This is a genomic window from Paenibacillus nasutitermitis (assembly GCF_014641075.1).
Lineage (GTDB): Bacteria > Bacillota > Bacilli > Paenibacillales > Paenibacillaceae > Paenibacillus_Z > Paenibacillus_Z nasutitermitis.
Window position 1 is genome coordinate 19947 of the sequence record NZ_BMHP01000012.1, and the last position, 11473, is coordinate 31419.

The following is an 11473-nucleotide window of genomic DNA, read 5'->3' on the forward strand; positions in this document are numbered from 1 at the left end:
TCAGGGTGCAGGATGCTCAAGCCCTTTTATCAACCCGGTCTGCAAGAGGAGAGGGAGCCTTTGGGCTCTCTTTTCTTTTTGCCCCGAATACGCTATATTCATTAGAGAAATTTACAAGGATGGTTATCATCTAAAAAAACAGATCATAGCAGACAGGCAGGCATGTGCAGCTTAGAACTTTTTGTATCCATAAGCCAGGAGGGAACTTATATTGAAGAAGATAATGGCCATTATACTTGCTGCGGGGCAAGGCAAGCGGATGAAATCGAAACTCTATAAAGTGCTCCACCAGGTATGCGGCAAGCCGATGGTTGGCCATGTCCTCCAGACTGTGAAAGAGTCGGATTGTCAACGCACGGTGGTTGTTGTGGGACATGGAGCGGAAGCGGTTCAGGGCTATATCGGGGATGGGGCGGAATTCGTGCTTCAGGAACAGCAGCTCGGCACCGGTCATGCCGTCCTGCAAACCGAGCAGCTGCTTGGCTCTGAAGAGGGAACGACGGTAATCCTGTACGGGGACACGCCGCTGGTCACCTCTGACACCATCAAGGCGCTCCTGGAGCTGCACAACCGCAAAGAATCCGCGGCAACGGTGCTCACGGCTGTTGTGCCCAACCCGCAAGGGCTGGGTCGCATTATCAGGAATGAAGCGGGCGCGGTACAGCGTATCGTGGAACAGAAGGATTGTACGCCGGAGCAGGCGGCCATTCATGAAATTAATACCGGCATGTACTGCTTTGACAATCGCAAGTTGTTTGAAGCGCTGAAGCGGGTAACCAATGACAACGCGCAAGGCGAATATTATTTAACGGATGTGATGGAGATTATCCGGGAAGCCGGCGATGTTGTGGAAGCCTACTGCGCGACTGATTTCGCCGAGGGGATCGGTGTGAACGACCGGGTCGGACTGGCGGAAGCCGAGCAGCTCATGCGCGCCCGTATTGTCCGCAAGCATCAGCTTGCAGGCGTAAGTATTATCGATGCGGCTGCTACCTATATAGAAGCGGATGTTATAATCGGCCCCGACACGGTTCTTCTCCCGGGCACCCTGCTGCGCGGACGCACGGTGATCGGCGAGGATTGCGTGATTGGACCACAGGCGGATATTACCGATACCGAAATCGCCGACAGAGTCACGGTCAAGCATTCCGTAACATGCGAAGCGGTTATTGCTGATGAATGCTCGGTAGGTCCGTACGCTTATCTGCGTCCGGGCTCGCGCCTTGGAGTCGGCTGCAAGATCGGTGACTTCGTGGAGATCAAGAACGCCGAGCTGGGTGCGGGCAGCAAGGTGTCCCATCTGAGTTATATTGGCGACGCCATACTGGGCACAGAAGTCAATATCGGCTGCGGAGCGATTACCGCTAATTATGATGGCTATAATAAATCACTCACACAGATCGGCGACAACGCCTTTGTGGGCAGCAATGTCAATCTGATCGCCCCGGTCAAAATAGGGAACGGCGCTTACGTGGTTGCAGGGTCTACCATTACGCACGATGTGGCGGAGGGAGACGTTGCCATTGCCCGTGAGCGTCAGGTCAACAAATCCGGTTATGCGGATAAGCTTCGCGCCAGAGCCAAAGCAAAGAAGGAAAGCTCCAAGCAGGAGTAAAGAGAGCGCAGTCCGCCCTGGCAGCATATAATCTGACATATTGAATAGGGCTGCTATAAGCCGCATGCTTCGGTCATCCACGGACCTGGCATGCGGCTTGTTTAATTATCCGGGGGAGTGGGTAATATGAATATACTATGTACGACCATTTCAAATCATTCAGTACGAACAAACTCAGGAGGTTCCATTTATGGCTATAACTTTCAAAGCGGAACAACGGACGTCAGGCTCACAGGGGCAATTGCGGAAGCTGCGTCATACGGGCAAAATACCCGGCGTGGTCTACGGAAAGAAGCTGGAAAATCCAATCAGTATTTCGGTTGATGAGAAGGAGCTGCTTGCGATTCTGCGTTCACATCCCAATGCACTATTGGAAGTGGACGTGCCGGGTGCCGGCAAACAGCCTGTTATGATGACAGAAGTACAACGTGATTCACTATCCCGCAATGTGATGCATATTGATTTCCACCAGGTGAATATGAATGAGGAAATCAAGGCGCAGGTGCGGATCGACTTGGTCGGCGAAGCGCAGGGTGTGAAGGAAGGCGGTATCCTGCAGGTGCTTCTGCATGAAATCGACGTGCAATGTCTTCCGAATGCCATTCCGGACGCTATCGAAATCGATGTGTCGTCCCTGCTGGTCGGGGAGAATTTGCTCGTAAGCGATCTGAAGCTGCCCAAGAATGTTTCTACCCGCGTAGATGGTGAGCAGGTTGTGGTTGCCGTTCTGGCACCGCAGAAGGAAGAGGTTGAACCTGAAGCTGCTGAAGACGAGAGCGCTGAGGTTACGGCGAAGGCTGAGGATTCGGAGAAAGAAGCCGAATAATTGGCGTGGTTGGCGAAGCGAAAGCAGAAGAAGCCCCTTTGTCACGGGGCTGAAAATATAGTATGGTGAAAGGGCTGCAAGCTGCAGCCCTTTTTGCTGCGTATAGGGGTCCGGCAGGCTCGTAATCCGTGCCGTGATGCTGTTTACGTTTTTATTTTCAATACCCAGGTCGGGAAACAAAGGTAAATTGCCTTCTGTTGTAGAACACATTGTTAATCTTCACATACTGCGGGCTGCATTGCTCGACGAAGCCGATGTCGCTATGCTCGGTGCCCCAGTAGATCTGAACCGGAACATGATGCTCCGTGTGATCCAGAAAATGAGAATCATCATAAATCAGTTGACCGTTCAAATACATCCAAATCGTCTCCCTTATGTAGACTAAATTTATTCCCTGGCTATCTGCCGTCTATATAAATATGACAATTACCAAGGATGATTCGTTGCATCATTACAAAAAGTTTACAAAAAAATATTTTTTTCGGTTCTATTTAGGGCTAAAGCCCCCAGTTAACAATTGTAGGAGTTGAAATCACCATGAAATGGATTGTCGGGTTAGGCAACCCTGGTACGGCTTATCAGGGGACAAGGCATAATATTGGCTTTATGGCCGTCGATGCCCTGGCCAAACGATGGGGAATCAGTATGACGCAAAGTAAATGCAGGGGACTCCTCGGAGAGGGAAATGTGGGCGGAACCAAGGTGGTACTGATCAAGCCGATGACCTATATGAATTTGTCGGGAGAAACGGTACGCGGGTTCATGGATTATTTTAAAGCCGATCTCGAGGACGCTATCATTGTCTACGATGATCTGGATACGGAAATCGGCAAAATACGGCTTCGCTATCAAGGCAGCGCGGGCGGCCATAACGGGATCAAATCCATTATCGGACATACCGGCACCCAAATCTTTAACCGGGTCCGAATGGGGATATCCAGACCGCAGCCGGGGATGAATATTGCGGATTACGTGCTCTCTAATTTCCCTAAAGGTGAAGGTGACAAGGTTTCAGCGATGATCGAGGACACGTGCGACGCCATTGAATTTGCGCTTAAACACCCCTTTGACCAGACAATGGCCAAATTCAACCGTTAAATATTGCCCCGGGCGGGCATACTGGGGGTATAACGAACCTTCAGGAGGCATAATATGGCTGTACATTACGTTTGTCGTCACTGCAAATCGGCGATCGGCTCTATTCACAATCACCTCGTATCGGAGACGCAGCTGGGCTTCCATTTCTTGACCACTGAAGAGCGCAGCGATATAATAGCGTATAATCCAAACGGCGATATCATGGTCAAGGTAGTTTGCGACTATTGCCGTGAAGCGATTGAGAATAACCCGGAGCTTGTGCTTATGACAAGTCCCTTGCAGTAGCAGGACTCCCTTTTTTTTTTGGATCGGGAGCTGAAGAGCCTTGGCGATTGGCTGAGGCTCCTTTTGTGAACGGATTTTTAACTTTTTACGAAAGAGCAGACGTCTGGATGCCTTTTTCCTTGGGCTTTCAGCCCGGAACGTGCCGTCCGCGCTACCGCAAATCGTGTTAATGTTCTCCTGATTTCAAGAAAGTAAACCGTCGGTACTCTATTTATTATTTATATCGTTCCTCCCGGGCAAGGTCTTCACTTAGGGGCTTTGAATTCTGGGGGAATGAAACGAGGTGCAGTAAACGTTGAAAGCATTACTAGAGGCTTACGCCGCGGATACGGATTTTCAGTCCATCGTGTCCGGATTACGAAAAGGAATGCGGGAACAGTTGGTATCCGGTCTGGCCGGATCGTCGCGGCAGGTGATGATTGCTGCTCTCTCCAGAGAAATGGACCAGCCTATGCTGGTTGTCACGCACAATATGTTCGCTGCGCAGAAAATCGCAGAGGATCTCGTGGAATGTCTTTCGCCAAATGAAGTGCTGCTTTACCCGGCGAATGAATTAGTTGCTGCGGAAGCCGCCATATCGAGCCCGGAAACGCTTGCCCAGCGGATGGATGTCTTGATCCGTTTGTCGCAAGGCTTTCGCGGGATTGTTGTCGTGCCTTTCTCCGGGGTGCGCCGTTATCTGCCGGTCAGCAGCGTTATGGCCGAGGCTCGCATTCCGGTCAAAGTAGGCGACACGCTGCCTATGGAAGCGTTCTTACATCAGATGGTAGAGCTCGGCTACGTCCGGGCCGACAAGGTAGAAGCCAAAGGCGAGATGAGCGTGCGCGGAGGAATAGTCGATTTCTATCCGCTGACTACCGCTCATCCTTACCGAATTGAATGGTTTGATGATGAGGTCGATTCGATCCGCACGTTTGATATTGCCGATCAGCGGTCGGTGGAGAAGCTGGAGCGGTATGTGGTTCCTCCTTGTCAGGAGCTTCTGGCTGACAGCAGGCGGTTTGAAAATGCGGCGCAGCACGCCTCAGAGCTGCTGGAGCAGCAGCTTCTGAAGATGAGCGACCGCACGGCCAAGGACCGGCTGCGCACCGAAATGGGCGCAGAGATCGAAAGACTCCGCGAGCATCAATATTTTACAGAAATCTATAAGTACATTTCCTTGTTGTATCCGGAGAGGCAGACGTTGTTCGATTACATGCCTGAAGACACGCTGCTTATTTATGATGAGCCGACACGGCTGATTGAAACCGGGCGCCAACTGGAGCGGGATGAATCGGAATGGGAACTGCATCTGCTGCAGAACGGCAAGTCCCTTCCGGGGCTTGCGCTTGCCCGTCCCTCTGACGAGATTTTATATCACCGTCCGTTCCCGACTTTGTTTCTTTCTCTGTTTCTAAGACAAATTCCGCATACGCAGCCGCAGAACATCCTTAATGTTGTCTGCCGCTCGATGCAGAATTTCCATGGGCAAATGAATGTGCTGAAGGCGGAGATGGACCGCTGGCGCAAATCCGGCGCGAGCGTCATGATGCTTGCCGGCAGCACGGAGCGTATGGACCGCATCAGACGGATTCTGAATGATTACGGCATCGAGCCGCCGACGCTCATCGAAGGCAATTTGCAATCCGGATTTGAGCTGCCTTCGATTCATCTTATTGTCATAACCGAGGGGGAAATGTTCTCGCAGAAGCAGCGCAAAGCGCGCCGCGTTGACAAGAAGATTGATAATGCCGAGCGGATCAAGAATTATACCGAGCTGAAGGTCGGCGATCATGTCGTTCATCAGAACCACGGCATCGGCAAATATATTGGTATCGGCACGCTGGAAATTGCCGGTATTCATAAAGACTATATTCATATTTTGTATGCCGGTGGCGACAAGCTGTCGGTGCCGATTGAGCAGATTGATCTGATTCAGAAATATGTCGGTTCCGAAGAGAAGGAGCCCAAGGTCTATAAACTGGGCGGCAGCGAGTGGACACGTGTCAAAACAAAGGTCCGTTCCTCCGTGCAGGATATCGCGGACGAGCTGATCAAGCTGTATGCAGAGCGTCAGGCGACCACCGGCTTTGCTTTCGGAGGCGACACCTCCTATCAGCAGGAATTTGAAGCGATGTTCCCGTATGACGAAACGCGTGACCAGCTGCGTGCGATAGAGGAAATCAAGAAGGATATGCAAACGCCGCGTCCGATGGACCGGCTGCTGTGCGGCGATGTCGGTTATGGCAAAACCGAGGTCGCAGTTCGTGCTGCCTTCAAATCGGCAATAGAAGGCAAACAGGTCGCCATACTTGTGCCGACGACCATTCTCGCGCAGCAGCATTACGAAACCTTCCGTGAGCGTTTCTCGGGGTTCCCTTTCAATGTGCAGGTGCTCAGCCGGTTCCGCTCCAAGAAGGAACAGACCGATACGATGAAGGGGCTGAAGGCGGGGACGGTGGATGTGGTCATCGGTACCCATCGTCTGCTTTCGCAGGATATTATATTCAAGGATCTGGGTCTGCTGATTGTGGACGAGGAGCAGCGTTTTGGAGTCTCCCATAAGGAGAAGCTAAAGCGGCTCAAAACCAATGTCGATGTGCTGACGCTGACGGCAACGCCGATCCCGCGCACCTTGCACATGTCCATGCTTGGGGTACGCGATCTGTCGGTTATCGAGACGCCGCCTGAGAACCGGTTCCCGGTACAGACTTATGTGGTGGAGTACAGTCCGTCCCTTGTCCGGGAGTCCATCGAACGGGAGCTGGCACGGGGCGGGCAGGTGTATTATCTGTTTAATCGCGTGCAGGGAATCCACCAGATGGCGGAGCAGATCCATGCGCTGGTTCCGGATGCGCGCGTGGCGGTCGGGCACGGCCAGATGTCTGAGCAGGAGCTGGAGAAGACGATTCTCGACTTTCTGGACGGCGAGTCCGATGTGTTGGTCAGCACGAGTATTATTGAGACGGGCGTGGACATTCCGAACGTCAATACGCTGATTGTCCATGACGCGGATAAAATGGGGCTTTCCCAACTCTATCAGCTGCGCGGCCGCGTCGGTCGCTCCAACCGGATCGCCTACGCTTATTTTACGTACCAGCGGGATAAAGTGCTGACGGAGGTCGCAGAGAAACGGCTGCAGTCCATCAAAGAATTCACGGAGCTGGGTTCAGGCTTCAAAATCGCCATGCGCGACTTGTCCATACGCGGTGCCGGCAATCTGCTTGGAGCGGAGCAGCATGGCTTTATCGCCTCTGTCGGGTTCGATCTGTATTCCCAAATGCTGGCCGATGAAATTGCCCAGCGCAAGCTTGATATGGGCGGCGAAGCGGTGGAACCGGTAAAAGAAGTGAGCACAGTTATCGATATGAGCATTGATGCGTACTTGCCCTCGGCTTATATTTACGATAGCATACAGAAGATAGAGATTTATAAAAAGGTGGCGGCGTTACGCTCTCTTGAAGAAGCGGAAGATTTGCGCGAGGAACTCGTGGACCGCTTTGGCGATTTACCGCAATCGGTTGATAATTTGCTTTCCGTGGCCAGGCTCAAGGTACTCGGAGCGGCTTGCGGAATCGAACAGATAAGCGGCAAGGGCGATGATATCAGCTTGAGGTTCGCGGAAGCGGAGAAACGGCGGTTCGATACAAAGAAGGTCGACCGGCTGTGTCTGCAATTTGAGAACCGGATCAAACGCTCAGCTGGCAACGAGCCGTATCCGCTGGTGCAGTTGAGGGGCAAAGGTCTTGAAATGGATCAAAGGCTTGAAGTGCTGGAACGTTTTGTGCTCCACTATAAAGAAACCATACAATCGAAAGGGGAACTACAGGATGTCGCGCACTAATTGGAAGAAAGGCGTCCTGCTGCTCTTTGCGACCATGTTGGTCGTTGTGCTGGCAGCGGGATGCGGCAAGAAGAAAAATGAAGAGGGAACGGCTCCCGGAGAAACGGAAGGCAAAGTGATCGTAACCTATAAGGATGGTACGGTTACAGAGAAGGAGTTTGACAAATATGCGACTTTCTTCGGTATTGTACAACCGCAAACCGAAATGTATCTGAGCATTCCGCAGCTTAAAGAACAGTTTCTGCGGGAATATGTGGGCTACAAGATCCTGAAAGCGCGCATTGGGGACAAAGAAGACAAAGCGTTGGAAGAAGAGATCAACACCTTCTATACCCAAATCAAACAGCAGATCGATGCTACGCCTGAAGTTAAAGCCAAAGCGGACAAGGTCGGTCTGACCGAAGCGGATATCAGGTATTTCTACACCATGATTACCTCGATTATGAAGGATGAGGAAAGCAAGGTTACAGACGCGGATGTTAAAGCGCAATTTGACAAAACAAAAGATGACTATAATGTGATTAGCGTACGCCATATTCTGATCGGAACCGTTAATCCGGAGACAGGCGAAGAGACGCGTAAAGAAGAGGAAGCGCTCAAAATTGCCCAGGATGTGAAGAAGAAGCTGGATGCAGGCGGCGACTGGAAAGCGTTGGCCAAGGAATTCTCTGACGACACCGGCTCCAAGGAAAACGGCGGCTTGTACGAGAATGAACCGGCAAAAAGCTGGGTCGCTGAATTTAAAGAAGCGGCAAACAAACAGGAAATCGGCAAGGTGGGCGAGCCGGTTAAATCCTCTTACGGTTATCATGTCATGAAAGTGGAAAAACGCGAGGCTACTTCCTTCGACAAGCTCACCGAAGAAGACAAAGCGGAATTGAAGCAAATCGTTGCTTCCGAGAACCTGAATACATTTATGACCAAAGAACTTCCGGATCTGATCACGAAGGTTGATCTTCCGGCAGCCGATGCCGGAGCAGCCAATGGAACCGAGGGCGGTGCCACGAATGGTGAAACCGATGGAACCAAAGACAATGGCGCCGCGGGCGGCGACGAAACTCCGGATGCAGGATCAGCCGGCAACAAGGAAGAACCAACAAAGTAGCGCTTTGCAGCAGCTAGAGCAATAACAATAACACCTACGAGAAGCAACCAACTCCGCCACGACTAAAGTGGCAGCCGCCGTTCTTCTTTGAAGGACAAGCCCGGCTAAATGGCCGGGCTTGTTTTTGTTAACCTTATAGAATTTATAAGTTTCACTCTTGCAAATTTCTATAAGGTCTAAGGGAAGAAACCACCTTTGCCGCCAGAGAATGGCGCAGCCGGTTCTTCTTGCAGCTTGTAGTTTTTTTAATGTTTCACCAGCACCTCCGGTTCTTCTTGGAGTTTGGAGGGTAAAGGCAAGAATGAAGTACGGGCGAATGGGAAGATGAAAATCAGGGAGGGAATGGATTTGGGGAAAATGCAGGTGTTTGTCGGTTCTTATTCCACAAAGGAAGCGGAAGGAATTACGCTGATTGAATTAAACACGGATAGCGGAGAGTTGAAAAGGGTCTCCGGTACGGAAGGGCTGGACAACCCATCCTATCTGACCATGAATTCTGCGCGGACCCGCTTGTATGTGGTCACCGAGACCGGGGATCGCCCGGGGAATGTGACAAGCTTTGCCGTTGAGCCGGCAAGCGGCTCTCTATCGCTGCAGAATGAACGCTCCACACTCGGAACGGCCGCTTGTCATGTCATTCTGGACCGGGATGAGCAATTTCTGTTTGTGGTTAATTACAGCAGTGGGAATATATGCCTTTTCCCAGTGGCCGAGGATGGTTCTGTAGGGCCTATGGCGGATAATGTCCAGCATACGGGGACGGGACCGCAAACCGACCGTCAGGAAGCCGCCCATCCGCATTCGGCAATTATCGATCCAACAAATGAATATGTGACGATAGCAGATTTAGGGACCGATGAGCTGGTGCAGTACCGGATAAACCGGGATGCAGGAAAGCTTGAGCGTGTGAGGCAGACCGCTGTAGCCCCCGGAGCGGGTCCCAGGCATATGGCTTACCATCCGAACGGTCAGCTGCTGTATGTGGTAAACGAGCTGAACAGCACGGTTTCGGTGTTTCAGGTACAGCAGAATATGGACCTCGAGCTGCTGCAAACGATTCGTACCCTGCCGGAATCCTTCACCGGCTCCAGCACCTGCGCCCATATTCTAGTCAAAAGCTGCGGGCGTTTCTTATATGCCTCCAACCGGGGCCATGACAGTATTGCCGTCTTCCGTATCAGTGAAGACGGCAGGCTGGAGCTTGTGGATATCGCCACAAGCGGCGGACGCGAGCCGCGTAATTTTACCATTACACCGGATGACCGGTTCTTTCTCTCCGCAAACCAATTATCCGACACGCTGGTCAGTTACTGGATAGACCAGGATACGGGGCGTCTGCTGCCCACCGGCCACCAGATCGGAATATCCAAGCCGGTCTGTGTATTTGTGCAGTAGAACATAAAGGCTACAAGGGAACTTGGACGAACATCCACAACAAAGCGTTAGAAAGGCTGCTCCAGGGAGTGGTGTTCTGGCGCTTTTCTTATTTGATTCATGAAAATCCATATAAGGAGAATAGCACAGCGGATCCGGATAAGGTCTTGACGTTGCCGATGGAAAAGCTGAGAATGAGAATAGAAAAATAATGGGTAAATAATCCGTGTCGATCAAAATGCCGAAGCCGATTTAGTGAACGACAACCAGATGCTTCTGCTTTTGGCGGCAGGTACTTTTTTCAAGGAGGAATGCGGACAGATGCATATTCCAGACGGCTTTCTTGATACCAAAGCATGGGCGTCCACAACGGTTGCCGGAGTGGCCGCAGTCGGCTACAGTCTGAGAAGGACCAAGCTGGCGCTCCAGCCCCGGCAAGTTCCGATGATCGCGCTCATGGGCGCGTTTGTGTTTGCCGCGCAAATGTTGAATTTCCCCATTGCCGGGGCAACATCGGGCCATTTTCTGGGAGGCGCGCTTACCTCCATCCTGTTTGGTCCGTGGATTGGAACGATCGTCATGGCGGCGGTGCTGGTCATACAGGCGCTTGTCTTTCAGGACGGTGGAATCACGGTGCTTGGCGCCAATATTCTATGCACGGGGTTTATCGGTTGTTTTGTCGGGTATGGGGCTTTTAAGGCAGGGATGACGATCATGCGCGGCAGGGGCCGGGCAGCCGTCACCTTCATCGCCTCCTGGCTGTCGATCGTGTCGGCGTCTGCTGGCGTTGCGCTTCTGCTCGCCTGGTCCGGGACCTTCGAGCTGGGTCTGGCGCTCAAAGCGATGGTCGGCTGGCACAGCCTGATCGGCATCGGAGAAGGCGTTATTACGATGCTGGTGGCGAATTATTTGCTGGAGCGCAATATGCCGGCTGTGAAGGAAGTGACCCAACATGGCTAAGCCAGGGCTATCCAACGAAGAATCCGGTAAACCGGGGCAGACCCCCGGTGACAACCAGTTTCGCGTCACGATGAGCCGAACAAAATGGGCGGTAATTCTCGCTGTAACTTTAATCGCTGCGGGCCTGCTTGCGCCCTGGGCTTCCTCGTCGCCTGACGGTCTTAACCGGGTGGCTGAGGATCATGGCTTCAGCCATTTGGAAGGATCCATCAACAAATGGGCTCCGCTGCCTGATTATGAATGGACCGGTTTGTCCAGTTCGGTTGTGAAAGTGGGCGGCCTGATCGGGGTTGTCATCATGATCGTTGCCTTGTGGGGGTTCTCACGGGCATTAACACGCATAAACAATAGACGATTGCATAAGTGACCGATAACGAGAGAGAGGGA

The 11473-nt window shown here is 52.1% G+C and carries 10 protein-coding genes; 9 read left to right on the plus strand and 1 reads right to left on the minus strand.

The features are described from left to right. The first annotated feature begins 223 nt into the window (after nt 1-223). A complete protein-coding gene (glmU, locus tag IEY46_RS33620; protein ID WP_189000142.1) occupies nt 224-1615 on the plus strand; it encodes a bifunctional UDP-N-acetylglucosamine diphosphorylase/glucosamine-1-phosphate N-acetyltransferase GlmU in 1392 nt (463 codons plus the stop codon). A 190-nt stretch (nt 1616-1805) separates the two neighbouring features. After that, nucleotides 1806-2441: a 50S ribosomal protein L25/general stress protein Ctc gene (locus IEY46_RS33625; RefSeq protein ID WP_189000023.1), complete on the plus strand. Its 636-nt coding sequence runs from the start codon at nt 1806-1808 to the stop codon at nt 2439-2441. 157 nt (nt 2442-2598) lie between these two features. Here the strand turns inward: IEY46_RS33625 and IEY46_RS33630 are convergent, their stop codons facing one another. Then, nucleotides 2599-2799, minus strand: coding sequence for a hypothetical protein (locus IEY46_RS33630; protein WP_189000026.1), 201 nt, complete (start codon nt 2797-2799; stop codon nt 2599-2601). Between the two features lie 179 nt (nt 2800-2978). Between IEY46_RS33630 and pth the strand changes: the two genes are divergently transcribed. From pth to IEY46_RS33665, 7 genes are all read left to right on the plus strand, one after another. Next, on the plus strand, nt 2979-3539 hold the full coding sequence (gene pth / locus IEY46_RS33635; protein ID WP_189000029.1) for an aminoacyl-tRNA hydrolase: 561 nt from the start codon (nt 2979-2981) through the stop codon (nt 3537-3539). Between the two features lie 54 nt (nt 3540-3593). After that, nucleotides 3594-3824: an anti-sigma-F factor Fin gene (gene fin, locus IEY46_RS33640; RefSeq protein WP_189000032.1), complete on the plus strand. Its 231-nt coding sequence runs from the start codon at nt 3594-3596 to the stop codon at nt 3822-3824. A gap of 295 nt (nt 3825-4119) precedes the next feature. Further along, nucleotides 4120-7647 (plus strand): transcription-repair coupling factor, encoded by a 3528-nt coding sequence (gene mfd / locus IEY46_RS33645; protein ID WP_189000035.1) that lies wholly within the window; start codon nt 4120-4122, stop codon nt 7645-7647. Then, on the plus strand, nt 7634-8752 hold the full coding sequence (locus tag IEY46_RS33650; protein ID WP_189000038.1) for a peptidylprolyl isomerase: 1119 nt from the start codon (nt 7634-7636) through the stop codon (nt 8750-8752). Before mfd ends, IEY46_RS33650 begins: the two co-directional genes overlap by 14 nt. A 357-nt stretch (nt 8753-9109) precedes the next feature. Beyond that, nucleotides 9110-10147 (plus strand): lactonase family protein, encoded by a 1038-nt coding sequence (locus IEY46_RS33655; protein ID WP_229750726.1) that lies wholly within the window; start codon nt 9110-9112, stop codon nt 10145-10147. Nucleotides 10148-10447: 300 nt separating this feature from the next. Further along, nucleotides 10448-11086, plus strand: a complete 639-nt coding sequence (locus tag IEY46_RS33660; RefSeq protein ID WP_189000144.1) for an energy-coupling factor ABC transporter permease — start codon at nt 10448-10450, stop codon at nt 11084-11086. Then, nucleotides 11079-11453: a PDGLE domain-containing protein gene (locus IEY46_RS33665; protein ID WP_189000043.1), complete on the plus strand. Its 375-nt coding sequence runs from the start codon at nt 11079-11081 to the stop codon at nt 11451-11453. The genes IEY46_RS33660 and IEY46_RS33665 overlap by 8 nt, the downstream gene beginning before the upstream one ends. The last annotated feature ends 20 nt before the right edge of the window (nt 11454-11473 follow it).

Bases quoted from the DNA above. Each gene is read 5' to 3' on its own strand.
- IEY46_RS33630 (WP_189000026.1), bottom strand. From the start codon at position 2,799: ATGTATTTGAACGGTCAACTGATTTATGATGATTCTCATTTTCTGGAT.
- IEY46_RS33660 (WP_189000144.1), top strand. From the start codon at position 10,448: ATGCATATTCCAGACGGCTTTCTTGATACCAAAGCATGGGCGTCCACA.
- IEY46_RS33650 (WP_189000038.1), top strand. From the start codon at position 7,634: ATGTCGCGCACTAATTGGAAGAAAGGCGTCCTGCTGCTCTTTGCGACC.
- glmU (WP_189000142.1), top strand. From the start codon at position 224: ATGGCCATTATACTTGCTGCGGGGCAAGGCAAGCGGATGAAATCGAAA.
- pth (WP_189000029.1), top strand. From the start codon at position 2,979: ATGAAATGGATTGTCGGGTTAGGCAACCCTGGTACGGCTTATCAGGGG.
- IEY46_RS33655 (WP_229750726.1), top strand. From the start codon at position 9,110: ATGCAGGTGTTTGTCGGTTCTTATTCCACAAAGGAAGCGGAAGGAATT.
- IEY46_RS33625 (WP_189000023.1), top strand. From the start codon at position 1,806: ATGGCTATAACTTTCAAAGCGGAACAACGGACGTCAGGCTCACAGGGG.
- IEY46_RS33665 (WP_189000043.1), top strand. From the start codon at position 11,079: ATGGCTAAGCCAGGGCTATCCAACGAAGAATCCGGTAAACCGGGGCAG.
- fin (WP_189000032.1), top strand. From the start codon at position 3,594: ATGGCTGTACATTACGTTTGTCGTCACTGCAAATCGGCGATCGGCTCT.